This window comes from Arthrobacter sp. AFG7.2, from assembly GCF_002892835.1.
Classification (GTDB): domain Bacteria; phylum Actinomycetota; class Actinomycetes; order Actinomycetales; family Micrococcaceae; genus Arthrobacter.
Genome location: NZ_PJMB01000009.1, coordinates 39,528 through 65,988 on the forward strand (window position 1 = coordinate 39,528; position 26,461 = coordinate 65,988).

Below are 26,461 nucleotides of genomic sequence, written 5' to 3' on the forward strand. Positions count from 1 at the left end.
TCAGCCCTTAGTCAGCCAGGATTTTGTACAACGCCCTGCGGGTTTCGTCCATTTTTTCGATGGCGGCGATTCGCTGCTCCTCGGTGACACCGCTGCGGAACTGGTGAATGGCGCCCATCAGCTTCCCGATGCTCTGGTGGAAGTCGCGGTCGGAGCTGTCCTGCCCGGCGTTCCAGGCATTTTCCATCTCTTCGGCATGTTCGGCCACGTAAGCCTCGCCGGCGCCGGTCAGTGTGAACTCTGTCCCGCGGCCCTCGCTGACGGCTGAGATCAGGTCTTCGTCAACGAGTTGCTGGAGGGTGGGGTAGATGGACCCTGGACTTGGCCGCCACGCCCCGTCTGTCTTTTCGGCAATTGTCTTGATCAATCCGTAACCGTTTGAGGGTGCTTCTGCCAGGAGCGAGAGGATTGCGGACCTGACATCCCCCCTGCTGGCCCTTCGTGAACCCCGGCCGAACCCGGGGCCAAAGCCAGGCCCATAGCCCGGGCCGAAACCCGGACCAAAGCCCCCGCCGCGGTGTCCGTGAGGCCCTCTGTGGCCCCTGCCCCGCTCAAATCGTCCCCTCGCAAATTCAGGGTTGGGAAATCGCTCTTCAGGCATGCCTTTCATCGTGGCATCGTCCTTTCGGATAGTAGTTCGCCGAGCTCCTCGGCGATAGTTAACGATAGATCGCTAACTATCGCGACGTCAAGGGAAAGAGCTTGATCAAATCCTGACCTTTCAGGCCGCCAAAGAGGTCCTTGACCGGCGTATTCTTTTGAGACCTCCAAGCACGAGGGCTGAGTGATGGCGAAGACGGACATGCGAAGACGCGGTTTCGGCGCGGCCCTGGGAAGGCTCCTGGGGTTCCTGGTAGCAAGTGCCGTGTGCGGCGTCCTGGCAGCCAGCCTGGTGGTTCCGGCCGTGGCTGCCGCCGGATTTGGAGTCAGCCGTTCCATTGGATTCTTCGACAGCCTGCCGGAGGAACTGGCTGTCCAGCCGCCGTCGCAATCCACCAAGGTGCTCACCGCGGACGGCCAGCCTATTGCCACTTTCTATGCCGAGAACCGCGTCAGGATCCCGCTGGACCAGATATCACCCCACATCAAGGACGCCGTTATCGCCATCGAGGACAGCAGGTTCTACGATCACGCGGGCCTGGACCCGCAGGGCATTCTTCGCGCGGTGGTGGCCAACGTGACCAAGGGTGACCAACAGGGCGCGTCCACCATCACCCAGCAGTACGTCACCAACGTGGTCAACGAGGCGAGGCTGTCACAGGACCGGCCGGATGAGGTAATCCTCAGCGGGCAGAAGGACATCGGCGACAAGCTTCGGGAGATGAAGCTGGCTGTTGCGCTGGAAAAGAAGTTCACCAAGGAACAGATTCTCGAGGGCTACCTGAATATTGTCTTCTTCAACAGCGATGCTTATGGGGTGGAGGCTGCGGCCCGCTATTTCTTCAGTACCACCGCCAAGGACCTGAACCTTCCGCAGTCCGCCCTGCTGGCCGGCCTCGTCAACAGCCCAACGTTCTACAATCCGTCAATCAATCCGGACAAATCGATGGTCCGCCGCAACCAGGTCCTCGGCGAGATGCTGCGCTTGGGCAAGATCACCCAGGCGCAGCATGATGAGGCGGCGGCAACTCCCATCGAGCTGAAGATCACCCCGCAACGGCAGGGCTGTGCCAACGCCACCATGGCGCCCTACTTCTGCGATTACATCTCCCACCTCATCCTGAACAACCCGGCGTACGGACCCGACCAGACCGAACGGGAACGGAAGCTGTACCGGGGCGGGCTCACAATCGTCACCACCCTTGACAGCAGGCTCCAGGCGGCAGCCCAGGCGCAGGTTGACGGAACCGCAGGTCCCAACCCCGACCGGTGGGGCGCAGCACTGGTGACCGTTCAGCCCGGGACAGGGAAGATCCTTGCGATGGCCCAGAACACGGTGTTCCTTCCTGAACCGGGAAAATTCGATACCCACTTGAACTTCAACGTTGACGCGAAAGACCCCCAGGGCAATAACCTCAACGGAGCCGGCGGGTTCCAGACCGGGTCCACGATGAAGCCGTTCACTTTTGCCGAGTGGCTTAACGAGGGCAGGACCATTACGGCGGAAGTGGATGCTTCAAAGCGCGTTTACCCGCTGGGCTTCCCCTGGCGGTCAAGCTGCGGCAAGGTCCTGGGCGCCTACAGCACCGCCCAGAGCAACCCAGCGCTGGGCGCGGCAGATGACCTGCAAAACGCCGAGGAGGGTTTCTACCGAAAGATGCCCATCAACTACGGCCTCTACAACTCCATCAACACTGCCACCTTTGCCTCAGCGACCCAGCTGGATTTCTGCGGCATCCAAAAGATGGTGGACGCTGTGGGGCTCCACAGCGGTCTGGACGGCTCACCCATCAATATGCACCAGCTGGGCAACCTGCTGGGAGCTACCAATGTGGCCCCCCTGCACATGGCCAACGCTTTTGCTACCTTTGCCCACGACGGCCGCTACTGCACACCCGTGGCACTGGTGGAGGTGAAGGATGCTGCCGGCGGCATCCTGCCGGTCCAGCCGGTTGAGTGCCGGGATGCGGTTAAACCGGATGTGGCCCGCGGAGTGAATTCCGTGCTGCAGGATGTGATGAAGGTGGGCTCCGGCGTGTGGATCAAGCCGAAGGTCCAGGACAAGGTGCCTGTGGCGGCGAAGACGGGAACCTCGAACAACAACGGAGCCACGTGGGTAGTTGGCCACACCACCGGTTTGGCCACCGCGTCCTTCTTTGGTGATGCGCTTGAGGGCCAGAAGCGGGCCGGGCAGGACGTCACGATCAACGGCACGTTCTATCCCCGGCTGGACGGTTTCATGATTGCCGGGCCGCAGTGGGCGAACTACATGGTGAACGTAGCCCCGCTTTACCCGGCCGGGCCGTTCCCGCCTCCGCCCCCGCCCATGATCGGTCCGAGCCCCAAACCCTGATTGCTTTTAGCGGGCCGGAACGACGCGGCCGAGCACTTCCACAGCAGGTTTCGGACGTTCATGATCGACCAAACGCGAACGTGTCGCCGAGGCCCTCAACTGCGGGTGGACATTACGACGGCGGGCGGAGCCGTCCGGAGTAGCGGCGCTGACTGTGCCTGGCGGTGGTGGTGCGGTGGAGTGGTAGGTGTGGCCGGTGGGGCTCCGGAGCTGCACGGTGTGCCGTGGTCCGGGGACGGTGTGGGTTGTCCAGCCGGGTGTTTCTTTGGTGTGGTTGCAGGCTTCGCAGAGGCCCTGGCCGTTTGTGCTGGTGGTGGGTCCGTGCTGGTGCCAGGGGATGATGTGGTCGTGGTGGCGGATAGGTGCGTCGCAGTAGGGGGTGCGGCAGGTGTCATCGCGTACTTGGAGGTAGCGGCGGAGCCCGGGAGGGAAGAGCCGGGCTTTGGAGTCCATGGCGAGCAGGTCGCCGGTGCCGGGGGCGGTGTAGAGCCGGCGGAGCCACGTGGTGAGCTCTCCGGTTTCGGGTTCCTGGTCCAGGACTGCTTTTCTGGCCCACTCGGCGGGGACGATGCCGTAGCCGGCCAGGCGGGCTGGTTCGCTGTCGCCCTGGAAGAGGGTGCGGTCGGTCATGACGAGCTGAATTTCGATGCCGCTGATCCCGGCAGGGGTACCCGTGACGGACTCGACGAGCTGGTCGGCCATGATCGCGCCCTTGGACCGTTCGTCACCCTTTGATCTCGCGCTGTCTGCGTGCCGGGTGAGGGCCGCAAAGACAGCGACACCCTGCGCCACGGGCAGCAGGGCGGTCAGGCGGGTCATGGTGTCCGGTGCCGGCCGGAGGGTCACGGTCCGCTCACTGATGGCGTGGCTGGCCCGTTTCGCGACGGAGTGCGGGTCCCGCCGGTACGCGGCGGCACGGACGGCGGCGATGATGGCCCGGTCCCCGCAGCCTGAAAGCGTTCCGGTGTCCACGGCCATTTCCTCATCCACGGCGCAGCGGTCCTCGGCGGACAGACACGCGGTTTCCTTCACAATAAGGGTGGCCCGCCACTCGTTCAGTTGCCCGGACCGCAGGGCCGCGAGGGTGCGGGGCATCTCCGTGGCGAGTGCTTTGGCCTGCCCCAACAAACGGCCACCCCGGGCCGGGGACTCACGCCGCGCCAACGCGATCTCGGATCCCACCCCAGCACCCAACTCATCCGCCCGACCACCTGCCGCGGCCTGATCCTGGCGCCGGGAGAGATCAAAAGCAACAGCGATTTCAGCCTCTTTCGCGGCGGCCAGCGACTTCAGATCCTCAAGCATTCTGAGCTGGTTAATCATCCCAGCGCCGGTAGAAGCAGGACGGACGGAAGCGAGGGCTTGATGGACGCCCGCAAGGTCGCCGGGAGCAGGGACTATCCCGCCCTCCACACTGCCCGCCGCCGTCGTTATCGCTTCCATCCACCAAGCCTTTCAGCCGGTGCCACTCTCCGTACGTACCCATCCGCCCTATGTGGATAAAGGCGCACAGTCCACAGGCTGGAAGTGCGTGTCGGTCCCACCGCCTAGACTTGTAGGCACCATGGATATGTTGTTTGACCCGTACTCTGACGGACCGTTCAAGGCTGCTTCCCCCGCAGCTGCCCGCAAAAAATCGCGCACTGAAGGTGCTACGGCGGCCGGTCCCGGCGGAGCTGCGCCTTGGGAAAACCGGTCCCGTTCCGGGGTATCCGGCGGCTCCCAGGCGGAAGGGAAGCACCTAGATGGACAGCACGTAGATGGACCGCATGCAGAAGGGCATCGGCACGGCCACCGCCGGCCGGACGCGGCCCAGCTCCTGGAAGGGCTGAACCCGCAGCAGGAGGAAGCTGTCAAGCACGCGGGTTCCGCGCTGCTGATCGTAGCCGGGGCCGGTTCCGGCAAGACGCGTGTGCTCAGTAACAGGATTGCCTACCTGATCGCCACCGGACGTGCACACCACGGTGAGATCCTCGCCATCACCTTCACCAATAAGGCTGCGGCGGAGATGCGGGAACGCATCGAAGCATTGGTGGGCGGCCGGGCCAAGATCATGTGGATCTCCACGTTCCACTCGTCCTGCGTCCGGATCCTGCGCCAGGAAGCCGCGAACGTGGGGCTGAAGTCCAACTTCTCCATCTATGACTCGGCGGATTCGCTCCGGCTGGTGACCCAGGTAGCCAAGGCCCTGGACCTGGACCCGAAGAAGTTTGCGCCCAAGGCCATCCAGCACAAGATCTCCGCCTTGAAGAACGAGCTCATCGATGCTGACTCGTACTCGTCCGCCGCGAACTACAACGATCCCTTCGAACAGGCCGTGGCTGAGGTGTACAAGGGCTACACGCAGCGGTTGCGCCAGGCCAATGCCATGGACTTCGATGACCTGATCGCCGAAACGGTGTTCATGTTCCGGGCCTTCCCGGCCCTCGCGGACTCCTACCGTCGGAGGTTCAGGCACGTCCTGGTGGACGAATACCAGGACACCAACCACGCCCAGTACGCTCTGGTCCGGGAGATCGTGGGGGAAGGCCCCGGCGCGTCGGAGCTGACCGTCGTAGGCGATTCAGATCAATCCATCTACGCCTTCCGCGGCGCCGATATCCGGAACATTGTGGAGTTCGAGAAGGACTACCCCGAGGCACGGACCATCAAGCTGGAGCAAAACTACCGCTCCACGCAGAACATCCTCAGCGCAGCCAACTCGGTGATTTCACGGAACCCCAACCGTCCCGAGAAACGGCTGTGGACTGCTGAAGGTGACGGACACAAAATTGTTGGTTACGTAGGCGAGAACGAGCATGACGAGGCCCGGTTCATAGCCAAGGAAATTGACCGGCTCCAGGATGAGGACAACCTCCGTCCCGGCGATGTCGCCATTTTCTACCGCACCAACGCCCAGTCCCGCTCAATAGAGGACGTGCTGGTACGGGTAGGCCTGCCGTACAAGGTGGTAGGTGGCACGCGCTTCTACGAGCGCAAGGAGATCAAGGACGCCTTGGCGTACCTCCGCGTGCTGGTAAACCCGGACGACGACGTCAACCTGCGCCGGGTGCTTAACGAACCCAAGCGCGGCATTGGCGACCGTGCAGAAGGTGCGGTAGCGGCACTGGCGCAGCGGGAGCGCATTTCGTTCATGGCTGCCGCCCGCCGCGCTGAGCAGGCCCCGGCGATGGCGACGCGCTCCGTCAATGCGGTCCTGGGCTTTGTGAAGCTGCTGGATGACCTCGCAGAGGTGGCCGCCGGCTCCGGCGCAGCTGCCGCCCTGGAAGCCGTGCTGGAGCAGACCGGCTATCTTGCTGCGCTGCGCTCCAGCACTGATCCACAGGACGAGTCCAGGGTGGAAAACCTGGCCGAACTCGTTGCCGTGGTGCGTGAATACGAACAGGAGAACCCTGAAGGGACCCTGGGCGCTTTCCTGGAGCAGGTCTCGCTCGTTGCCGACGCTGACCAGATCCCTGATGCCCCGGGAGCGGACATCGACGCCGCCGTGGCGGAGGCCAAACGGCTGGGTGTGGTCACTCTCATGACCCTGCACACCGCCAAGGGGCTCGAATTCCCCGTGGTGTTCCTGACCGGTATGGAGCACGGACTGTTTCCGCACCAACGTTCAGCTACCGATCCCAAGGAGCTGGCTGAAGAGCGCCGGCTTGCCTACGTTGGCCTCACCCGCGCCAGGAAACGGCTCTACGTCACCCGCTCCGAAGTCCGCAGCATGTGGGGCCAGAGCCAGTACAACCCTGCCAGCCAGTTCCTGGAGGAAATCCCCGCCGACCTTGTTGAATGGAAGCGGGAGGGCAGCAGCAGGCAGGCCGGCAGCTGGGGTAACAGCGGTTCCATCGGGTCCGGCCGTTACAGCGGATCCTTCTGGGGCGCCGGGACGGCGAGAGGCGCGGCAGCTGACGCCTCCGCCGGCTTCAACGCAGACGTTCCGGCTGCCATTGCGAAGAACCGGGTACAACCGCAGAAGGAAATCGTGGCAGTCAGCGTGGGGGACAAGGTCAACCACACGAGTTTCGGTAATGGAACGGTCCTGGCGCTGGAAGGCGCAGGGGACAAGACCGTGGCCAAGGTGAAGTTCGACGTCGGCGAGAAACGGCTGCTGCTCCGGTACGCCCCGCTGACCAGGCTCGACGCGTAACAGCTCAGGGACAGCGGCAGCCCTGGTGCCGGAAAGGAATCCGCTCCTTGCCGGTACCAGGGCCCAGGACTAAAGTTCAGGAACCGTCCTGCAAGAGAGCAGGACCTGTCGGAGCACGGCCATGAAGATCCTTTTCGCCAGCCAGGCCATAGATGGTCACCTCAACCCGATGACCGGGGTGGCCATGAGGCTGAAGGAGCGCGGCCACGACGTCCGCTGGTACACGGGCCCGGTGTTCGCGGAAAAGCTTCAGGACCTTGGGATTCCCCTCTTTCCTTTCCAGCGGGCCATTGAGCACCGCGCCGACAACCTTTTCGAGCTGTACCCCGAACGGGCCAAACTCAAGGGTCCCTGGGCCATCGGCTTCGACGGTGAAAAGATCTTCGCCAGCAACATCAGCAACTTCTTCGAAGACATCCGGGAACTGGACCAGGAATTTCCCTTCGACGCCCTGGTGGTGGACAGTTCCATGTTTATCCAGCGGCTCGTGGCGCACGTGCTGGGCAAGCCGGTGGTGAATGTAGTAGTGATCCCCAATATGGAAAGCGATCCGCTGGTGCCCCCGCTCTTCTTCGGGTTCCGGCCGCCGCGAAACCCTGCAGAGAAGGCCCTGCAGGGCATGGCCGGGCTGCTGTCGAACAAGGTTATCCTCCGCCGTGCGCACCTAAGCTACCGGCGCCAGCACACCTTCTACCGCCAGGATGTTCCCAAAGGGGGCAGGCTCACTGACGACGCCTACCGGTGCTCGGACGCCATCATCCAGACCGGTACGCCGTCCCTGGACTTTCCGCGCCGCCACAACAACCCGAAGGTGCACTACGTGGGGGCGCTCCTGCCGTACCGGCGCCCACTCACGGCGGCCCGGGAGGAGCTGCCCCACGGGTATCCGGCGACCATTGTGGTCACCCAGGGCACCGTGGACAACGCGGACCAGGACAAGCTCATCATTCCCGCGCTGGAGGCGCTGAAAGATATGGACGCGCTGGTCATTGTGGCAACAGGCGGCAGGGGAACCGCCCGGCTGCGTGATCGCTACCCGCAGCCGCACATCCACGTCCGGGACTATGTGGACTTTGCCGCCGTCTTTGAATCAACGGATGTTTTCGTCACCAATGGCGGGTTCGGCGGTGTGCAGCTGGCCCTTTCCAAGGGAGTCCCGCTGGTGATGTCCGGGATCAATGAAGGTAAAAGCGACGTCAACGCCCGGGTGGAGTATGCAGGGGCCGGCATCAACCTGCGCACAGAGTCTGCGGCTCCGGCGAAGATCCGCACAGCAGTGCGCTCAATCCTGGCCGACCCACAGTGGAAGGACCGTGCCCGCCAGATGCAGCAGGAATTCGCGCGTCAGGACCCGGCCCAGGCGGCAGCGGAGGTCATCGAAAGCGTGACCGGCTCCAGGCGGCTGCGGCAGTAAAGCATAATGGGGCCATGCGACGGACTGTATGGGGGATGCTCTCTGCCCTGTTCCTGGTGGCCGCAACGGCATGCTCGGTCACCGTGGAGGACCCCGGATACGTGGCGCCGCCGCCTCTGCCGCCCATGGAGCAGCTTGAACAGGCAGTGCTGGCGGACCCGCAGGATTTTTCCGGTGGTGACGACCTGCTGTCCTTCATCACTGAAGACCGAAAAGTGGCCTGCTCGCTCACAGCCGCCCGTGGACCGCACATCAACCTGCCCTATCAGCAAAACAGCTTCAGTGACAGCGAAAACAACAAGCTGGCGATCGTGCCGGTGGCCCACTGCGAGCTGGCCGAGTATCCCAAACCTGCTCCGGGAGATGTAGCGGATGACTGTGGGGCGATGAACCTCGGCTACCTGGGCGGGACAGCCCTGTTGACGCCCGACAGCGCAAGGTATGGCGAGTGCCGCTCCGGCGTCACAGAGATGGAAGCAACGTACGGGCCCCGCGGAAGCAAAGCCGGGCCAATCGCCGGCCTGCCTGTCCTGGCTGACGGCCAGAACCTTGAGCGCAACGGGCTGCGGTGTTCTGCATACAACGGCGGGGTAGCGTGCGGAAACGTTTCCGCCGGCATAGGTTTCTTTGTTTCAACCGATCGTTACGAACTGATCTCCGCACCAGCTGAAAGCCCCTCGCCCGCCCCGGCAGAGCCCTCAAAAACCCCGTAATTCCGCGGTTTTTCTACGTTCCATAGAATAGTGTCCTTACTCACATAAGGGGTACTCTGGGACGGGCCGGTCCTCCCGAAGGACTAGAGTTCCCAGTGGAGCATCACGCCGCGTGGCTTGTTTCCAACAGGCCGCCGGTGCGTGCAATTCCGCAGCCCGGTCATCGTCTCCGATGGTGTCCGACTGTACAGAAACTACTTCGACGTAGAAGGACACTAAACCGTGGACCTGTTTGAATACCAGGCGCGCGATATGTTCGAGGCGCACGGTGTACCCGTGCTTGCCGGCATCGTGGCGTACACCCCAGAAGAAGCACAGGCAGCTGCCGAGAAGATCGGCGGCGTTACTGTCGTTAAAGCACAGGTCAAGGTTGGCGGTCGCGGCAAGGCCGGCGGCGTCAAGGTGGCAAAGTCCGCGGATGAGGCACTGGAGCACGCCACCAACATCCTCGGTATGGACATCAAGGGCCACACCGTCAACAAGGTGATGATCGCCCAGGGTGCGGACATTGCCGAGGAGTACTACTTCTCCGTCCTGCTCGACCGGGCCAACCGCAACTACCTGGCCATGTGCTCGGTTGAAGGCGGCATGGAAATCGAACAGCTCGCCGTCGAACGCCCCGAGGCCCTGGCGAAGATCGCCATCGACCCCGCCGTGGGCATCGACCAGGCCAAGGCAGACGAGATCGTCGCTGCTGCCGGCTTCGCTGAGGAACTGCGCGGCAAGGTCGCCGCCGTCATCCTTAAGCTCTGGGACGTTTTCAAGAAGGAAGACGCCACCCTCGTGGAGGTCAACCCGCTCGTCAAGACCGGCGCCGGCGAGATCGTCGCACTGGACGGCAAGGTCTCCCTGGACGAGAACGCCGACTTCCGCCACGCCAAGCACGCCCTCCTTGAGGACAAGGACGCTGCTGATCCGCTAGAGGCAAAGGCCAAAGAGCAGGACCTGAACTACGTCAAGCTCGACGGTGAAGTGGGGATCATCGGCAACGGTGCCGGCTTGGTCATGTCCACGCTCGACGTCGTTGCCTACGCAGGCGAAAACCACGGCAACGTCAAGCCCGCCAACTTCCTGGACATTGGTGGTGGAGCTTCCGCCGAGGTCATGGCTGCCGGACTGGACGTCATCCTTGGTGACGAGCAGGTCAAGTCCGTGTTCGTGAACGTCTTCGGCGGCATCACCGCGTGCGACGCTGTCGCCAAGGGCATCGTGGGCGCACTGGCCGAGCTGGGCCACTCCGCGAACAAGCCGCTGGTAGTCCGCCTCGACGGCAACAACGTTGAGGAAGGCCGCCGCATCCTGGCCGAGGCCAACCACCCGCTGGTTACCCTGGCCGCAACCATGGACGAGGGCGCCGACAAGGCCGCCGAGCTCGCCAACGCAGCTAAGTAAAGGGACGCACCATGTCTATCTATCTCAACAAAGACTCCAAGGTCATCGTCCAGGGCATCACCGGCGGCGAAGGCACCAAGCACACCGCCCTGATGCTCAAGGCCGGAACCAACATTGTTGGCGGCGTCAACGCCCGTAAGGCCGGCACCACCGTCCTGCACGGCGACAACGAAATCAACGTCTACGGCACCGTCAAGGAAGCCATGGCGGAAACCGGTGCGGACGTCTCTATCGTCTTTGTTCCGCCGGCATTCACCAAGAACGCCGTTGTCGAAGCCATCGAGGCCGGCATTGGCCTTGTCGTCGTTATCACCGAAGGTGTGCCGGTCCAGGACTCCGCCGAGTTCTGGGCGCTGGCCCAGTCCACGGTGGACGGCGACGGCAACCAGGTCACCCGCATCATCGGACCGAACTGCCCTGGCATCATCACCCCGGGCGAGGCCCTGGTCGGCATCACCCCGGCCAACATCACGGGCAAGGGCCCCATCGGACTGGTTTCCAAGTCCGGCACCCTGACCTACCAGATGATGTACGAACTGCGCGACCTGGGCTTCTCCACCGCTATCGGCATCGGCGGTGACCCTATCATCGGCACCACCCACATCGACGCCCTGGCCGCGTTCGAGGCTGATCCCGAAACCAAGGCCATCGTGATGATCGGCGAAATTGGCGGCGACGCCGAAGAGCGCGCTGCTGACTTCATCAAGGCCAACGTCACCAAGCCGGTTGTTGGTTACGTTGCAGGCTTCACCGCTCCCGAAGGCAAGACCATGGGCCACGCCGGCGCCATCGTCTCCGGTTCCGCCGGAACCGCCCAGGCCAAGAAGGAAGCGCTTGAGGCTGCGGGCGTCAAGGTCGGCAAGACGCCGTCCGAGACCGCCAAGCTGCTGCGCGAGGTTTACGCAGCGCTGTAGTTCCCCTTTCAAGCCAACGCGGGGTCACTTCGCGCCCGTTCCACAAACGTGGACGGGCCCGAAGTGGCCCCGCGTTGTTGTTTAAGCCCCCGTTGTTGTTTAAGCGGGCGTTGTATTTAAGTACGACGGCGCCGGGTCACCGTCCCTACGGAAAGCAACCGCCGCCGTCGTACTTCTGCGTCCTAGACTTTGGCCCCGCTCAGCAGTTCATCCAGGCGCTCGTAGCCTTCGGTCATGCCGCCTTCCATGCCGGACTGCGCCATCCCGTCCCGTGCCTCCTGCGTGGGATAGACCGAATGGCCCCGCAGCCGGCACCGTCCGTTGCCGAGGTCTTCAAAGGTCATGAATTCCAGGCTGACGATGTCCGGGTATCCGCCGAATTCAAAGGTCTGGATGGCAAATTCGTTTTCCCGGACAGTATGGAAGACGCCGCTGAACTTGTAGGCCACGCCGTCGGGCCCGGTGTGGAGGTAGCTGTAGCTGCCACCCGTGCGAAAGTCGTAATGGTCAATGTCCATCTTCAGTCCACGCGGACCGAGCCACTGGACGATCAGGTCCGGTTCCTTGTGGGCGCGGAACACGTCTGCGACCGGGAAATCGAACTCGCGCTCGTAGTCAATGAAGGGGAGCCCTTCCGGAACGCTGAGTTTAAGGGGATTGCTCATGGCTTTTCCTTTGCCTTGGCGCCGTTGTGCCCGGCGCTGGATTGAAGCACGGCGTCCAGGCCGCGGAACTGCTCTTCACGAACCAACCTGTACTGGTCAATCCATGCGGTGAGTGCCTCCAGCCGTGCCGGGTTCAGGTGCACAGGCCGGCGTTGTGCATCCCTGGTCCGGGTGACCAGTTCTGCCTGCTCAAGCACCTGGATGTGTTTCGAGACTGCCTGCTTGGAGATCTCGAAAGGTTCCGCCAATTCATTTACTGTGGCAGGCCCCCGGCTCAGCCGGGCGATGATGCTTCGCCGCACAGGATCCGCCAGGGCCATAAAGGCCGAGTCCAACTCCACGCTCTGCGTCATCAGTGTGCCTCGCTAATCAACCAAAGCGTTTATCAACCTTTTGGTTGTTTAAACCGTACGCCTCGAAAGGGTCCAGTTCAAGGGCTGCTCGAGCCTTGTTTCGCCGCACCGAACTTTGTTAGTATGTCAGTACAAACTACGTGAAGGAGAATGCCATGCCTCTAGTCCGCATTGACGTCAACGAAGGCCGCTCGCCGGAAGAGCTGCAGCGGCTGAGCCGGGGAATCCATGACGCGATCCTTGCCGAATATGGAATTCCGGAACGCGACTACTTTCATATCCTGACTGAACACCCGCAGGGGCAGATCTTCGCGCAGGATGCCGGCCTGGGCTTCGAGCGGTCGGGGGGAGTGGTGATGATCCAGATCTTCACCCAGGGCGGCCGCTCCCAGGGCGCCAAGCAGGCTCTGTTCTCGGCCGTTGCCGAGAAGCTTTCCGAGGTGGACGTCGCGGGCGAGGACGTGTTCATCGGGTACGTCGAAAACACCGCGGGCGACTGGTCCTTTGGCTTCGGCCGGGCGCAGTACGTGACGGGGGAACTGGCGGTTCCGAAGAAGTAGAAGCCGGCCAGTCATGGGGGGCTGGCCTGCCGTAAAGCTTGTTGTAAGCATGTCAGTACAAACCTTTGACAGGACATTCAATCTAAGGCAAAGTAGTGACTGTGGCCCCCGCCACGGCCTGCCAGTTCCGGAGTTCCTGCCCACTAAAGGTGCAGCGTTCCACACCAGAAAGGTCCACGATCACCGTGACCCACGAGCTTCTTACGATCGGGCGCATCAGCGTTGATATCTACCCGAACGACATTGGGGTTGGCCTGGAGGATGTAACCTCCTTTGGCAAATACCTCGGCGGATCACCGTCCAACGTCGCTGTTGCCGCTGCGCGGCACGGCCGCCGGGCCGGCATCATCACCCGGACAGGCCAGGACCCCTTCGGCACGTTCCTGCATCGGGAACTTGAAAAGTTCGGCGTGGACGATTCTTTCGTCACCCCGGTGCAGGGCCTTCAGACGGCGGTCACCTTCTGCGCCATCGAGCCGCCGGAGGACTTCCCGTTGTATTTCTACGGCCGTTTCCCCACAGCTCCGGACCTTCAGATCAAAGCCGAAGACCTGGATCTTGAGGCGATCAGGAATGCAGGCATCTTCTGGTCCACCGTGACGGGCCTGTGCCAGGAGCCGAGCAGGGAAGCGCACATCAAGGCGCACGAGGCCCGGCCCCGGACCGGACTGGCCGAAGGGCAATTCACCATCCTCGACCTTGACTACCGGCCCATGTTCTGGGCGTCGGAGGAAGAAGCCCGGTCCGAGGTGGCCAAGGTCCTGCCGCACGTCACTGTCGCCATTGGCAACGACAAGGAATGCGCCGTCGCCGTAGGGGAGGGGACCCCTGACGAGCAGGCGGACCGTTTGCTGGCCGCCGGCGTCGAGATCGCCGTCGTCAAATTGGGCCCCGAAGGCGTCATGGCGAAGAGCCGCACGGAGCGCGTCGTCTCCGCACCGGTTCCGGTGGAAACCGTCAACGGACTGGGGGCCGGTGACTCGTTCGGCGGTGCGTTTTGCCACGGACTGTTGTCCGGCTGGCCGCTGTCCCAGGTCCTCGACTACGCAAACGCGGCCGGTGCCATCGTGGCATCCCGAGTATCCTGCGCTGACGCTATGCCTACGCCGGAAGAGGTGACCTCGCTGCTGGCCGAACGCGGACGCACTGTTCCTGGCACCGTTCCGCAGCTTGCCACCGAAGGAGCAGCACTGTGACCCTTACACCCCTTGCCTCGAACAATGCGGTGGACGATAACCCCCGCCGCTACGAACACCTCAGCACCATCAGGCTGGAAGACCCTGAGGCCGTAGCGCGGGCAGCGAAGGCGCGCCGGCGGCACCCCGGCGTCAAAGCCGGGCGCCAGAATTTCATCGTGGCAGCAGACCACCCGGCCCGCGGAGCCCTCGCGGTGGGCAATGATCCGGTGGCAATGGCGGACCGGCGCCAGCTCCTGGATCGGTTACAGGTTGCCCTGGCCAACCCGGACGTGGATGGCGTCCTCGCCTCCCCGGACATCATGGACGACCTGCTGCTGCTGGGCGCCCTGGACGGCAAGCTGGTGTTCGGATCCATGAACCGCGGCGGACTCTCCGGCCTGGTCAATGAGCTTGACGACCGTTTCACCGGGCACACCGCAGCAGCACTGGAAGCGCTGGGCGCTGACGGTGGCAAGATGCTGACCCGGATTTGCCTGGGAGACCCGGACACCGTGGTGACCCTTGAGGCAACAGCCAAGGCGATCGATTCCCTCGCGGAGCGCAAGCTGATCGCCATGGTGGAGCCGTTCCTCTCGGTCCGCGAGAACGGGAAAGTGCGCAACGACCTGTCCACGAATGCCGTGATCAAGTCCATCGCCATCGCCGAAGGGCTGGGCTCCACCAGTGCCTACACCTGGATGAAACTGCCCGTGGTGGCTGACATGGAGCGTGTCATGGCGGCCACGACCATGCCGACGGTCCTCCTGGGCGGGGACCCGGACAGCAGCCAGGATGAAGTGTTCGCCAGCTGGCAGGCAGCCCTTGCCCTTCCTGGCGTGCAGGGCCTGACCGTTGGCCGCACGCTTTTGTACCCCGCTGACGGGGACGTGGCAGGCGCCGTAGCCACAGCCGCTTCCCTTCTTAACCACACCCCAGAAGTATCGGAGTAGATCCCGTGGGAACAACACCAGGAACGCGCAGGATGACGGTGGCGCAGGCCGTCGTCGAATACCTTTCCAAGCAGTACACCGTGGACTCGGTCAACGGTGTTGATTACCGGGAGCGGCTGATCCCTGGCACGTTCGGCATTTTCGGCCACGGCAATGTGGCCGGCGTGGGCCAGGCGCTGAAGCAGTACCAGCAGCTGGATCCGGCGATCATGCCGTACTACCAGGGCCGGAACGAGCAGGCCCAGGTCCACCAGGCCGTGGGGTATGCCCGGCACACCCGCCGCCGCCAGACCTTCGCGGTCAGCACCTCGATCGGGCCCGGTTCCTCGAACCTGCTGACCGGAGCCGCGCTGGCCACCACCAACAGGCTTCCGGTGCTGCTGCTGCCGAGTGACACGTTCGCCACCCGTGCCGCGGACCCGGTGCTGCAGCAGCTGGAACAGCCCTACGCCTACGACATCACCGTTAACGACGCGTTCCGGCCGCTGTCCAAATTCTTCGACCGGGTGTCCCGGCCGGAGCAGCTGTTCTCCGCGTTCCACCACGGCCTGCGTGTCCTGACGGACCCGGCAGAGACCGGTGCGGTGACCATTTCGCTGCCGCAGGACGTCCAGGCCGAGGCGTTCGACGTCCCCGAGGAGTTCCTGGCCGAGCGGGAGTGGCGGATCCGCCGCCCGGACGCGGACGACGACGACATCCGCCGCGCTGCCGATGCCATCCGGGCCGCGAAGCGGCCGCTGATCATTGCCGGCGGCGGCGTCCTCTACGCCTACGCCAACGAGGAGCTTGCCAGGTTCGTGGAACTGACGGGCATACCGGTGGGCAACACGCAGGCCGGCGTCGGTGTGCTGCCCTGGGACCACCAGTTCAGCCTTGGCGCCATCGGCTCCACGGGTACGACGGCGGCGAACGCCCTCGCTGCCGAGGCGGACCTGATCATCGGCATCGGCACCCGGTACGAGGACTTCACAACCGCATCCCGGACCGCGTTCCAGAACCCGGACGTCAGGTTCATCAACATCAACGTCGCCCCGATCGACGCCTACAAGCACGGCACCACGCTGCCAATCGTGGCCGACGCCCGCAAGGCGCTGGTGAAGCTGAACCAGGCACTGGGCGGCTACCGGACCGGCGCGGACTTGGAGCAGAAGGTCGCGGCGGAAAAGAAGCGCTGGGATGCCACGGTGGATGAGGCGTTTGACACCCGCCATACCCCGTTGCCTGCCCAGAATGAGATCATCGGCGCCACCAGCCGGGCGATGGACCCCCGTGACGTGGTGATCTGCGCCGCCGGGTCCCTGCCCGGCGACCTGCACAAGATGTGGCGCGTCCGCGACCCGTTCGGCTACCACGTGGAATACGCCTACTCCTGCATGGGCTACGAAATCCCGGGCGGCCTCGGCGTCAAGCGCGCAGCGCTGGCTGAAGCGGCGGCACGTACGACGGCGGGCGGCGAGGGCCGTCCGGACGTCCGGGACGTCGTCGTGATGGTGGGGGACGGCTCCTACCTGATGATGCACACCGAACTGGTCACCGCCGTCGCGGAACGCATCAAGCTGATCGTGGTCCTGATCCAGAACCACGGCTATGCGTCCATCGGATCGCTCTCCGAAATGCTGGGCTCGCAGCGGTTCGGTACCCAGTACCGGACCCTGGACGAGGAGCAGCACAGCTTCGATGACGGCGAAACCCTGCCTGTTGACCTCGCCCTGAACGCCGAGTCCCTCGGCGTGAAGGTCATCCGGATCGAACCGGGGGAGAAAGTCATCGCCGAACTCGAGCAGGCCATCCGCGATGCAAAGGCAGCACCCGAAGGATCCGGACCGATCCTGATCCACGTTGAATCTGACCCGCTCCTGGATGCCCCGTCCTCGGAATCCTGGTGGGACGTTCCCGTCTCCCAGGCCTCCGAACTGGACTCCACCCAGCAGGCGTACCAGACCTACACCGACCACAAAGCACGCCAGCGCAAACTGCTCGGCTGAACCCCCGAACCTCCTGACCACCACTCAAGGAAGAGTCCCCATGACTGCCACCACCACTGAGACCACTGTCATCAACCACTTCATCAACGGCGCCGAAACCCCCGGCGAGGGTGACAGAACCACGTCCGTCTACAACCCCGCTACCGGCGCCGTGTCCGCCACCCTGCGCCTGGCCAACCGGGCCGACCTGGAGACCGCCGTCGCCGCCGCCCGCAAGGCCGCCGACACCTGGGGTGACATCTCCCTGGCCAAGCGCACGGCCGTGCTGTTCAAGTTCCGCGAACTGGTTGCTGCCCACGTGGAAGAACTCGCGCAGCTGGTCACCGCCGAGCACGGCAAGGTCATCTCCGATGCCAAGGGCGAGATCGGCCGCGGCCTGGAAGTCATCGAATACGCCTGCGGGATCCCTACCCTGCTCAAGGGCGACTACTCGGACCAGGTGTCCACCGGCATCGACGTCTTCAACTTCCGTGAGCCGCTCGGCGTTGTCGCCGGGATCACGCCGTTCAACTTTCCCGTGATGGTGCCGCTGTGGATGGCACCGATGGCCATCGCCACCGGCAATGCCTTCATCCTCAAGCCCTCCGAGCGCGACCCCTCCGCCTCGCTGCTCCTCGCAAAGCTGTGGAAGCAGGCAGGCCTGCCCGACGGCGTGTTCCAGGTCCTGCACGGCGACAAGGAAACCGTGGACGGACTCCTGACCCACCCGGACGTGGACGGCATCTCCTTCGTCGGCTCCACCCCGATCGCCCAGTACGTGCACGAAACCGCCACCAGGCACGGCAAGCGCGTCCAGGCCCTGGGCGGGGCGAAGAACCACGCCATCGTGATGCCCGACGCCGACCTGGACAACGCCGCCGACCACCTCGCCGCCGCTGCCTTCGGCTCCGCAGGCGAACGCTGCATGGCCATCTCCGTTGCTGTCGCCGTCGGAGATGCCGCGGACCTGATCGTCAAGAAGGTCGAAGAGCGCGCCCTGGCCGTCAAGGTCAAGAACGGAACCGAACCCGACGCCGAAATGGGCCCGGTCATCACCCCGGCGTCCAAGGAACGCATCGTCCGGATCGTCACCGAAGCCGAACAGGCCGGCGCGGCCATGGTGGTGGACGGGCGTGACCTGGTGGTCCCGGGCCACGAAGACGGCTTCTGGGTGGGCCCCACCGTCATCGACCACGTCAAGACGGAGATGACCGCCTACACCGAGGAAATCTTCGGACCTGTCCTCGTCGTGGTCCGCGTCGACACACTGGAGGACGGCATCAAGCTCATCAACGCCAACCCGTACGGCAACGGCACCGCCATCTTCACCTCCTCCGGCGCCGCAGCCCGCACGTTCCAGCGCTCCGTCACCGTCGGCATGATCGGCATCAACGTGCCGCTGCCCGTCCCGGTGGCCTACCACTCCTTCGGTGGCTGGAAGGCCTCCCTCTTCGGCGACAAGCACATCTACGGTCCCGAAGGCGTCTCCTTCTACACCCGCGGCAAGGTGGTCACCTCACGCTGGCCGGAAACCCACCACGCCTCCGGCGCCTCCTACAACTTCCCGTCGAACTAGAAAGACAACGCTGTCATGACTGAGAACAAGCTGATCATCGGCACCGCACCGGACTCCTGGGGCGTCTGGTTCGCAGACGATCCGAAGCAGACCCCATGGGAACGCTTCCTGGACGAGGTTGCGGAATCCGGCTACAAGTGGATCGAACTGGGCCCCTACGGTTACCTGCCCACCGACCCCGCCCGCCTCGCAGAAGAACTGAAGCAGCGCGACCTCCAAGTCACCGCAGGCACCGTGTTCACTGCCTTCCACCGCGGCCTGGACCAGTGGGAAACCGCCTGGGAACCGGCGCGGAAGGTGGCAGAGCTGACGGCGGCCATGGGCGGCGAGCATATCGTGGTCATTCCGGCCATGTGGCGGGATGACGTTACAGGCGAAGCAGTGGAAAGCGGCAGGCTGAGCGAGAAGGCGTGGGCGGACCTGTTCGCCGGCCACAACCGGCTCGGCAAGACACTCCTGGAGGACTTCGGGCTGAAGCAGCAGTTCCATTCCCACGCCGACTCCCATGTTGGCGCCCAGGAAGACATTGAAACCCTCCTGGCCGCAACGGATGCGAAGTACCTGAACCTGTGCCTGGACACGGGCCACGCCGAATACTGCGGTGCTTCCAGCCTGGAACTCATCAAGAACTACCCGGACCGCATCGGCTACCTGCACCTCAAGCAGATCAATCCGGAGATCCTCAGGAAGGTCAATGAGGAGAACATGACCTGGGCTGCCGCTAACCTGGCCGGCGTCATGACCGAGCCGCCGAACGGCCTGCCGGACCTCCGCGCGGTCATCGAAGCCGTGGAAGCCCTCAACCGGCCCATCTTCGGCATCGTGGAGCAGGATATGTATCCGGTCGCCTTCGACGTCCCCATGCCCATCGCCAAGCGCACCCGCAACTACCTGCTGTCCTGCGGCTCCCGCACCGCTGTCAGCTGACCAATCCATCCCCAGACTTCGAAGGACAGAACAATGACACAAACCCTCCGCGTAGCCGTCATTGGCGCCGGGCGCATGGGCGCCGACCACATCCAGCGCCTCAACAAGCGCATCCACGGAGCCGAAGTTGCCGCCGTCGTTGACGTCGACCTTGCCCGCGCCCAGGCCGCCATTGAAGGCATCCAGGGCGCCGTGGCACTGGCCGATGCCGAGGAAGCCCTCAACAACGGTGACGTCAACGCGGTATTGATCGCCACCCCCGGGTTCCTGCACGAGGACATCCTGCTCAAAGCGCTCGCCAAGGACATTCCCATCCTCTGCGAGAAGCCGCTGACCCCGGACGCCGAGTCATCCTGGAAGATTGTCGAGGCCGAGGTCGCCCTGGGCCACAAGCGCATCCAGGTGGGCTTCATGCGCCGCTTCGACGCTGAATACGCAGCCCTGGGCGGAATCATCCGCAACGGTGAACTTGGTGAGCTGCTCATGCTGCACCACCAGCACCGCAACCCCACCACGCCTCCGGGCTTCACCAACGAGATGCTGATCCACGACTCCGTGGTCCACGAATTCGATGCCATCCGGTACTTCACCGGTGAGGAAATCACCAGCGTCCAGGTCCGCCTCGGCAAGGCCACCCGGAATGCCCCGGCCGGCCAACACGACCCCCAGCACGTCCTGATTGAAACCGAGTCAGGGGTCCTGGCCGACGTCGAAATCTTCGTCAACGCCAAGTTCGGCTATGAAGTGGCCACCCAGGCGTCCTTCGAAGAAGGCATCGTCAGCATCGGCGGGGACAAGGGGCCTTACACCCGCAGCGCCGGCCAGTGGGGCGGCAACATCACCCCCGGCTTCGAGGAGCGTTTTGGTGCGGCGTACGACGTCGAAATCCAGTCATGGGTCGACGCGGCACTTAAAGGCGAAATAGGCGGCCCCACCGCCTGGGACGGTTACGCCACCGCAGCATGCTGCGAAGCGGGCGTCGAGGCGCAGAAGAACGGCGAAAAGGTCGCTGTAAAGCTGGCCGCAAAGCCCGACATCTACAAGTAGCCACCCTGAGGAGTGTTTTCCCCGTGAAAATCGCGCTTGACCCTACCCCGTTCCACCACACCCACAGCCTGCTTGAATTCCCCAAGGTGGTTGCGGACCTTGGCTACAAATATATGCAGATGACTCCGCACGCGGACTTCATCCCTTTCTACAACCACCCCAAAGCGGATGACGGGCTGGTAGGCCAGCTGAACAAAGCGTGCAAGGATGCTGGCATCGAGATCGCCTCTGTGTTGCCGGTGCTCCGCTGGTCCGGCCCTGACGAGGACGCCCGGGAAGCGGCAATCCGCTACTGGAAGCGTGCCATCCAGATCACTGTGGACCTGGGCGTCAGCACCATGAACACGGAGTTCAGCGGCCGTCCGGAGAAGGCCGAGGAATCCGAAAGGGCCTTCTACCGCTCCATGGAGGAACTGCTGCCCATCATCGAACGGGAGGGCATCGACCTGCTGATCGACCCGCACCCGGACGACTTCGTGGAGGAAGGCCTCGCCGCCCTTCGCATCATCCGCGGTGTGAACTCGAAGAATGTGGGCTTGGTCTACGTGGCCTCGCACAGCTTCCACATGAAGGACCAGCCGCTGGACATCATGCGCGCGGCGGGGGACAAGCTGCGGCTGGTCCACGTGGCTGACACCATGAACCACCATGCGTCGCATGGGCTCCGGTATATCACCAACCCGCCGGGAAACCCCGTCCGTGTGCACCAGCACCTTAAAATCGGCGACGGCGACGTGAACTGGGACGAGTTCTTCGGCGGCCTGAAGGAGATCGGCTTCCTGGACCGGGAGGACACCGTCATGGTGTCCAGCGTGTTTGCCGAGGACGAGAATGCGGAGGAGGTCTCGCGCTACCAGCTTGAGACGATGAACCAGTACGTACAGAAGGTTTGCGTATGAGTGGTCCAGCTCCCGCTGCCACCACCGCCAAGGCTCCGGCCAACCACAAGAAGGCCCTCCGTACGGTCACCATTATTTCCACCTTCGGCGGCTTGCTCTTCGGCTACGACACTGGTGTGATCAACGGAGCTTTGCCGTACATGCAGGAGGATCTGGGGCTGACGCCGCTGACCGAGGGCCTGGTCACCTCCTCGCTGCTGTTCGGTGCAGCCTTTGGTGCGCTGTTCGGCGGGCGCCTGGCCGACCGCAACGGCCGGCGCACAATGATCATGGTCCTGGCGGTGATCTTCCTGCTGGGAACGCTCGCCTGCACATTCGCGCCGAACACCGAAGTCATGATCGCCGCCAGGTTCGTGCTGGGCCTTGCCGTGGGCGGCGCGTCAGTCACTGTACCCGTGTACCTGGCAGAGGTGTCGCCGAGTGCGCGCCGCGGCAGGATTGTCACGCAGAACGAACTGATGATCGTCACCGGGCAGCTGCTGGCCTTCATCTTCAACGCCTACCTCGGCAACACCTTCGGGGAAGCCGGTGGTATCTGGCGCTGGATGCTGGTGATCGCGACGCTTCCGGCCATCGCGCTGTGGATCGGCATGAACTTCATGCCGGAGAGCCCGCGCTGGCTGGCGTCCATGGGAAGCTTCGGCGAAACGCTCAGCGTGCTGCAGCGCATCCGGTCCCAGGCTGACGCGCGTGCGGAATTCGAAGAAGTCAAGGCCATGGCCGTCGAGGACTATAAGTCCAAAATGGGTTCCTGGGCGGACCTGGGCATCCCATGGCTCCGCCGGATCTTCTGTGTGGGCCTGGGCCTGGCGGTGATCCAGCAGATTACCGGCGTGAACTCCATCATGTACTACGGCACCCAGATCCTTGCCGAGTCCGGCTTCGGCCGGGAGGCGGCCCTGACAGCCAACATCGCGAACGGGGTCATCTCCGTCCTGGCGACATTTGTGGGCATCTGGCTGCTCGGCAGGGCGGGGCGCCGGCGGATGCTGATCACAGGACAGGTGGGGACTACCTCGGCCCTGGTACTGATCGGCCTGTTTTCGCTGATCCTGCCTGAAGGCCCCGCGCGGGGGTTCGTCATCTTGTCGCTGACGGTGACGTTCCTGGCTTTCCAGCAGGGAGCCATCTCACCCGTGACCTGGCTGATGCTGTCGGAAATCTTCCCGCTGAAGATGCGCGGCCTGGGCATGGGCGCCTCGGCGTTTGTCCTGTGGATCGTGAACTTCCTGGTGGGCTTCGGCTTCCCGCAGCTCCTGGCCGCCCTTGGGCTCTCGAACACGTTCTTCCTGTTTGCCGTGCTGGGCGTCGGCGCCATTGCATTCGCCGCCAAGTACGTCCCGGAGACCAAGGACAAGAGCCTTGAGGACCTGGAGCACTACTTCAAGACCATGGCTGGGAAGAGGCCTCAAGAAGCAATAACCGGGAAGGCCTAGGAGGCGCCGGTCTCCACCACTTGTCCGCGAAATGCCCCCGTTGAGCCTGGCTCAACGGGGGCATTTCGCCGTTGTGCTTCAGTGCGTCCCCTGGCCACGAACCCTGCCCAGAGCATCTGAAACGTAACTTACTACGTAAGAACATGCTAATGACAGGACAAAGTATTGACTTTTGTGAGGCGGGTCACCATGATCGAGGAGAAGGCATTTGAACGCACGCAAGGACGCGGGCGGCACCGCCCGAAAATCGAAGGAGATTTATCATGAAGAACTTTTCCTGGCGGAAAGCAGCGATTGTGGCCACGGTCGTCCCCATGATGGCCTTGAGCGCCTGCTCCAGCGGCGGCAGGCCTGCCGAGAGTGGAAACGGGGCCGCCGCCGGACAGGTGGCCACCACTGACAGGATCAAGATTGCGTTGATCACCCACGCGGCACCAGGGGACACTTTTTGGGACATTGTCCGCAAGGGGGCCGAAGAAGCTGCAGCCAAGGACAACGTGGAGCTCCTGTACACGTCAGACCCCGAAGGCGGCCGCCAGGCACAGCTGATCGAGCAGGCCGTGGATCAGAAAGTCGACGGCATCGCAGTCACGCTCGCCAAGCCCGACGCGCTGAAGAGTGCCTTGAAAAAGGCTACGGATGCCGGCATCCCGGTTGTCAGCCTGAATGCTGGAGAGACGGTTTCCGCCCAGCTGGGAGCCTTTACCCATTTCGGGTCAAACGAAAAACTCGCTGGTGCTGCTGTGGGACAGAAACTCGCGGGTGAATCGTTGTCCCATCCCATCTGCGTTATCCAGGAACAGGGCCACGTTGGCCTGGAGGCCAGGTGCGCTGGAGTCAAGGAAAAGATTCCGGCAACAGAAATACTTTACGTAACGGGCACGGACATGACCCAGGTGTCGTCCACCGTCACTGCAAAGTTGCAGGCAACGGCTGACGCTGATGCCATCATCGGATTGGGTGCCCCGTACACCCTGACCATCCTGAAGGCGGTCAGCTCCGCCGGCAGCAAGGTCAAGGTGGCCTCATTCGACATGAACGCCGAGCTTGCCCAAAAGATCGCTGACGGCGAGATCCTCTTCACGGTGGACCAGCAGCCCTGGCTGCAGGGATATGGCGCCATCGATTCAATCTGGCAAAACAAGCGTGGCGGCTTCACCATCGGCGGCGGCCAGCCGGTACTCACCGGTCCGGCCATCGTCGACAAGGCCGCAGCGGCTGACGCGCTCCAGTTTGCCCAGCAAGGCGTCCGCTAACCACCCCGTGTCTCTGGACGGGTAACGGCCAGGCACAAAGGAGAAACATCATGACCGCGACAAATACACTCAAAAGGCCAGCGGCGGCAATCAAGGATGAACGGATTGGCAAACGCAATCCGCTGCAGAAGCTGTTAGGCAGGCCCGAAGTGGGCGCTCTTGTAGGCGCGATCGTCCTCTTCATTTTCTTTGCTTCTGTATCGCAGACATTCATTCAACCCAATGCTTTTGCCACAGTGCTCTATGGCAGCTCGACCATCGGGATCATGGCAGTGGGCGTTTCCTTGCTGATGATTGGAGGGGAGTTTGACCTCTCCACTGGTGTAGCAGTCATCAGTTCCGCACTGACAGCGTCAATGTTCAGCTGGTACTTCAGCGTGAACGTATGGGTCGGCGTGGTTCTGGCCTTGGTTGTTTCACTCGGTATCGGCTACATCAACGGCTGGATCCTGATGAAAACAAAGCTCCCCAGCTTTATCGTCACCCTGGCAACGTTCCTGATGCTGACGGGTTTGAACCTGGGCCTGACACGGCTGATCGGGGGCGGCGTTTCGTCGCCGTCCATCTCCTCCATGGACGGATTTGTATCCGCGAAGGCGGTCTTTTCCTCATCGGTGAACATTGGCGGCGTAGATGTAAAAAACACTGTCTTCATCTGGATTGCGCTCGTCGCGGTGGCCTCCTGGGTGCTTCTGCGGACCAAGGTGGGCAACTGGATTTTCGCTGTCGGCGGTGACGAGAACGCAGCCCGCGCCGTGGGCGTGCCGGTCAAGGCGACGAAGATCGGGCTTTTCATGGCCGTGGGATTCTGCGGCTGGGTCCTGGGAATGCACAACCTTTTCGCTTTCGACGCGGTGCAGTCCGGCGAAGGCGTGGGCAATGAGTTCCTTTACATCATCGCCGCCGTGATCGGTGGCTGCCTCCTCACCGGCGGCTACGGCTCAGCCGTTGGCGGTGCCATCGGCGCCTTCATCTTCGGCATGGCAAACAAGGGCATCGTCTACGCCCAGTGGAATCCGGACTGGTTCAAGTTCTTCCTGGGCCTGATGCTGCTGCTGGCCACCATCGTCAACCTCATCGTCAAGCGCCGCGCGGAACTGAAGTAAGGGGCCGAACATGAATGCCAAACAGATTGACCAGCAGACGTTGCTCCGGAACGAGGCAGACCCGCTGACGCATACCCCAGTCCACCTGCTGTCCCTTGAAGGAGTGGGCAAGCATTACGGCAATATCGTGGCGCTGCGGGACGTCACCATGGCCGTGGACAACGGCCGCGTCACGTGCGTCCTTGGTGATAACGGGGCCGGTAAGTCCACCTTGATCAAGATCATTGCCGGCCTGCACCAGCATGACGAAGGCGCGTTGCAGATCATGGGCGAGGAACGGAAGTTCACTTCTCCACGGGAGGCCCTGGATGCCGGCATTGCCACCGTGTACCAGGACCTTGCGGTGGTGCCGCTGATGCCTATCTGGCGCAACTTCTTCCTGGGTTCCGAGCTGACGACCGGAAAAGGCCCCTTCCAGCGGATGGATGTCCAGGCAATGAAGGACATCACCAAAAAAGAGCTCGCGGACATGGGCATCGACCTGCGCGATGTGGAACAGCCCATCGGCCAGCTCTCGGGCGGTGAGCGCCAGTGTGTGGCAATCGCCCGGGCGGTGTACTTCGGCGCCAAGGTCCTCATCCTGGACGAGCCGACCGCGGCCCTCGGCGTGAAGCAGTCGGGCGTCGTCCTGCGCTACATCCTGCAGGCCAGGGACCGCGGACTCGGAGTCATCTTCATCACCCACAACCCGCACCACGCCTTCCCGGTGGGCGACCGGTTCCTGCTGCTCAAGCGCGGCAAATCAATCGGCTACTACGACAAGAAGGACATTTCCCTGGACGAGCTGACGGCCCAGATGGCCGGCGGCGCCGAACTCGCAGAGCTCGCCCACGAGCTGGAGCAGCTCGGCGGTCACGGTGATGTGGTCAAGGAAGTCCAGGCCGAGGTCGCCGACGTCACCCACAGCGCAGAAACGCCAAGGGAAAGCAGCCCGCGGCACGCCTAGCAAGGGGAGGAGGGGGCCCGGCGGCAAGACCCAATGGGCCCCCTCGCCATGCCGCAAGTGCACCACAACATCAG

Annotated in this window: 22 protein-coding genes; 18 read left to right on the top strand and 4 right to left on the bottom strand. The window is 63.3% G+C overall.

Annotated elements, in window-relative coordinates; genetic code table 11:
- Positions 1–7: 7 nt before the first annotated feature.
- On the bottom strand, positions 8–610 hold the full coding sequence (locus tag CXX84_RS15050) for a PadR family transcriptional regulator (protein ID WP_102977534.1): 603 nt from the start codon (positions 608–610) through the stop codon (positions 8–10).
- Positions 611–787: 177 nt separating this feature from the next.
- Between CXX84_RS15050 and CXX84_RS15055 the strand changes: the two genes are divergently transcribed.
- Positions 788–2,953, top strand: coding sequence for a transglycosylase domain-containing protein (locus CXX84_RS15055; protein WP_102977535.1), 2,166 nt, complete (start codon positions 788–790; stop codon positions 2,951–2,953).
- A 6-nt stretch (positions 2,954–2,959) separates the two neighbouring features.
- Here the strand turns inward: CXX84_RS15055 and CXX84_RS15060 are convergent, their stop codons facing one another.
- Positions 2,960–4,396: an HNH endonuclease gene (locus CXX84_RS15060; protein WP_102977536.1), complete on the bottom strand. Its 1,437-nt coding sequence runs from the start codon at positions 4,394–4,396 to the stop codon at positions 2,960–2,962.
- Positions 4,397–4,517: 121 nt separating this feature from the next.
- Between CXX84_RS15060 and pcrA the strand changes: the two genes are divergently transcribed.
- From pcrA to sucD, 5 genes are all read left to right on the top strand, one after another.
- Complete coding sequence (gene pcrA, locus CXX84_RS15065; protein WP_102977537.1) at positions 4,518–7,091, top strand: DNA helicase PcrA; 2,574 nt, start codon at positions 4,518–4,520, stop codon at positions 7,089–7,091.
- Positions 7,092–7,212: 121 nt separating this feature from the next.
- Positions 7,213–8,505: a glycosyltransferase gene (locus CXX84_RS15070; protein WP_102977538.1), complete on the top strand. Its 1,293-nt coding sequence runs from the start codon at positions 7,213–7,215 to the stop codon at positions 8,503–8,505.
- A 35-nt stretch (positions 8,506–8,540) separates the two neighbouring features.
- Entirely contained in the window at positions 8,541–9,218 is a 678-nt protein-coding gene (locus CXX84_RS15075; RefSeq protein ID WP_102977539.1) for a hypothetical protein, read from the top strand.
- A gap of 222 nt (positions 9,219–9,440) precedes the next feature.
- The gene (sucC, locus tag CXX84_RS15080) at positions 9,441–10,610 is read left to right on the top strand and encodes an ADP-forming succinate--CoA ligase subunit beta (protein WP_102977540.1); all 1,170 of its coding nucleotides are present in this window, start codon (positions 9,441–9,443) and stop codon (positions 10,608–10,610) included.
- An 11-nt stretch (positions 10,611–10,621) separates the two neighbouring features.
- Positions 10,622–11,524 carry a succinate--CoA ligase subunit alpha gene (sucD, locus tag CXX84_RS15085; RefSeq protein WP_102977541.1) on the top strand — a complete coding sequence of 301 codons (903 nt, stop codon included), beginning with the start codon at positions 10,622–10,624 and terminating at the stop codon, positions 11,522–11,524.
- A 182-nt stretch (positions 11,525–11,706) separates the two neighbouring features.
- On the opposite strand, the gene CXX84_RS15090 is transcribed toward sucD, so the two are convergent.
- Both CXX84_RS15090 and CXX84_RS15095 read right to left on the bottom strand, forming a co-directional pair.
- Complete coding sequence (locus CXX84_RS15090) at positions 11,707–12,189, bottom strand: SRPBCC family protein (RefSeq protein ID WP_102977542.1); 483 nt, start codon at positions 12,187–12,189, stop codon at positions 11,707–11,709.
- Positions 12,186–12,542 (bottom strand): ArsR/SmtB family transcription factor, encoded by a 357-nt coding sequence (locus CXX84_RS15095; RefSeq protein ID WP_102977543.1) that lies wholly within the window; start codon positions 12,540–12,542, stop codon positions 12,186–12,188. The genes CXX84_RS15090 and CXX84_RS15095 overlap by 4 nt, the downstream gene beginning before the upstream one ends.
- Positions 12,543–12,697: 155 nt before the next feature.
- Here CXX84_RS15095 and CXX84_RS15100 point away from each other — a divergent pair, with 155 nt between their 5' ends.
- From CXX84_RS15100 to CXX84_RS15155, 12 genes are all read left to right on the top strand, one after another.
- Positions 12,698–13,102 carry a tautomerase family protein gene (locus tag CXX84_RS15100; RefSeq protein WP_102977544.1) on the top strand — a complete coding sequence of 135 codons (405 nt, stop codon included), beginning with the start codon at positions 12,698–12,700 and terminating at the stop codon, positions 13,100–13,102.
- A 185-nt stretch (positions 13,103–13,287) separates the two neighbouring features.
- On the top strand, positions 13,288–14,298 hold the full coding sequence (iolC, locus tag CXX84_RS15105) for a 5-dehydro-2-deoxygluconokinase (RefSeq protein ID WP_102977545.1): 1,011 nt from the start codon (positions 13,288–13,290) through the stop codon (positions 14,296–14,298).
- The gene (locus CXX84_RS15110) at positions 14,295–15,230 is read left to right on the top strand and encodes a deoxyribose-phosphate aldolase (protein ID WP_102977546.1); all 936 of its coding nucleotides are present in this window, start codon (positions 14,295–14,297) and stop codon (positions 15,228–15,230) included. Before iolC ends, CXX84_RS15110 begins: the two co-directional genes overlap by 4 nt.
- Before the next feature lie 32 nt (positions 15,231–15,262).
- A complete protein-coding gene (gene iolD, locus CXX84_RS15115; protein WP_102977547.1) occupies positions 15,263–17,215 on the top strand; it encodes a 3D-(3,5/4)-trihydroxycyclohexane-1,2-dione acylhydrolase (decyclizing) in 1,953 nt (650 codons plus the stop codon).
- Positions 17,216–17,255: 40 nt separating this feature from the next.
- On the top strand, positions 17,256–18,770 hold the full coding sequence (locus tag CXX84_RS15120) for a CoA-acylating methylmalonate-semialdehyde dehydrogenase (RefSeq protein WP_102977548.1): 1,515 nt from the start codon (positions 17,256–17,258) through the stop codon (positions 18,768–18,770).
- 15 nt (positions 18,771–18,785) lie between these two features.
- Positions 18,786–19,697, top strand: a complete 912-nt coding sequence (locus CXX84_RS15125) for a sugar phosphate isomerase/epimerase family protein (protein WP_102977549.1) — start codon at positions 18,786–18,788, stop codon at positions 19,695–19,697.
- A 33-nt stretch (positions 19,698–19,730) separates the two neighbouring features.
- Positions 19,731–20,744 carry a Gfo/Idh/MocA family protein gene (locus CXX84_RS15130; protein ID WP_102977550.1) on the top strand — a complete coding sequence of 338 codons (1,014 nt, stop codon included), beginning with the start codon at positions 19,731–19,733 and terminating at the stop codon, positions 20,742–20,744.
- Positions 20,745–20,767: 23 nt separating this feature from the next.
- A complete protein-coding gene (locus CXX84_RS15135) occupies positions 20,768–21,643 on the top strand; it encodes a sugar phosphate isomerase/epimerase family protein (protein ID WP_102977551.1) in 876 nt (291 codons plus the stop codon).
- Entirely contained in the window at positions 21,640–23,079 is a 1,440-nt protein-coding gene (locus tag CXX84_RS15140) for a sugar porter family MFS transporter (protein ID WP_102977552.1), read from the top strand. The genes CXX84_RS15135 and CXX84_RS15140 overlap by 4 nt, the downstream gene beginning before the upstream one ends.
- Positions 23,080–23,342: 263 nt before the next feature.
- Positions 23,343–24,335, top strand: coding sequence for a substrate-binding domain-containing protein (locus CXX84_RS15145; RefSeq protein ID WP_102977553.1), 993 nt, complete (start codon positions 23,343–23,345; stop codon positions 24,333–24,335).
- Between the two features lie 50 nt (positions 24,336–24,385).
- Positions 24,386–25,441, top strand: a complete 1,056-nt coding sequence (locus tag CXX84_RS15150) for an ABC transporter permease (RefSeq protein WP_102977554.1) — start codon at positions 24,386–24,388, stop codon at positions 25,439–25,441.
- 10 nt (positions 25,442–25,451) lie between these two features.
- Entirely contained in the window at positions 25,452–26,387 is a 936-nt protein-coding gene (locus CXX84_RS15155) for an ATP-binding cassette domain-containing protein (protein ID WP_102977555.1), read from the top strand.
- Positions 26,388–26,461: the final 74 nt, after the last annotated feature.

Excerpts from the sequence above, each read along its gene's own strand:
- CXX84_RS15050 (WP_102977534.1), bottom strand. The coding sequence starts at position 610 with ATGAAAGGCATGCCTGAAGAGCGATTTCCCAACCCTGAATTTGCGAGG.
- CXX84_RS15055 (WP_102977535.1), top strand. The coding sequence starts at position 788 with ATGGCGAAGACGGACATGCGAAGACGCGGTTTCGGCGCGGCCCTGGGA.
- CXX84_RS15060 (WP_102977536.1), bottom strand. The coding sequence starts at position 4,396 with ATGGAAGCGATAACGACGGCGGCGGGCAGTGTGGAGGGCGGGATAGTC.
- pcrA (WP_102977537.1), top strand. The coding sequence starts at position 4,518 with ATGGATATGTTGTTTGACCCGTACTCTGACGGACCGTTCAAGGCTGCT.
- CXX84_RS15070 (WP_102977538.1), top strand. The coding sequence starts at position 7,213 with ATGAAGATCCTTTTCGCCAGCCAGGCCATAGATGGTCACCTCAACCCG.
- CXX84_RS15075 (WP_102977539.1), top strand. The coding sequence starts at position 8,541 with ATGCTCTCTGCCCTGTTCCTGGTGGCCGCAACGGCATGCTCGGTCACC.
- sucD (WP_102977541.1), top strand. The coding sequence starts at position 10,622 with ATGTCTATCTATCTCAACAAAGACTCCAAGGTCATCGTCCAGGGCATC.
- CXX84_RS15090 (WP_102977542.1), bottom strand. The coding sequence starts at position 12,189 with ATGAGCAATCCCCTTAAACTCAGCGTTCCGGAAGGGCTCCCCTTCATT.
- CXX84_RS15095 (WP_102977543.1), bottom strand. The coding sequence starts at position 12,542 with ATGACGCAGAGCGTGGAGTTGGACTCGGCCTTTATGGCCCTGGCGGAT.
- CXX84_RS15100 (WP_102977544.1), top strand. The coding sequence starts at position 12,698 with ATGCCTCTAGTCCGCATTGACGTCAACGAAGGCCGCTCGCCGGAAGAG.
- iolD (WP_102977547.1), top strand. The coding sequence starts at position 15,263 with ATGACGGTGGCGCAGGCCGTCGTCGAATACCTTTCCAAGCAGTACACC.
- CXX84_RS15120 (WP_102977548.1), top strand. The coding sequence starts at position 17,256 with ATGACTGCCACCACCACTGAGACCACTGTCATCAACCACTTCATCAAC.
- CXX84_RS15125 (WP_102977549.1), top strand. The coding sequence starts at position 18,786 with ATGACTGAGAACAAGCTGATCATCGGCACCGCACCGGACTCCTGGGGC.
- CXX84_RS15130 (WP_102977550.1), top strand. The coding sequence starts at position 19,731 with ATGACACAAACCCTCCGCGTAGCCGTCATTGGCGCCGGGCGCATGGGC.
- CXX84_RS15140 (WP_102977552.1), top strand. The coding sequence starts at position 21,640 with ATGAGTGGTCCAGCTCCCGCTGCCACCACCGCCAAGGCTCCGGCCAAC.
- CXX84_RS15145 (WP_102977553.1), top strand. The coding sequence starts at position 23,343 with ATGAAGAACTTTTCCTGGCGGAAAGCAGCGATTGTGGCCACGGTCGTC.
- CXX84_RS15150 (WP_102977554.1), top strand. The coding sequence starts at position 24,386 with ATGACCGCGACAAATACACTCAAAAGGCCAGCGGCGGCAATCAAGGAT.
- CXX84_RS15155 (WP_102977555.1), top strand. The coding sequence starts at position 25,452 with ATGAATGCCAAACAGATTGACCAGCAGACGTTGCTCCGGAACGAGGCA.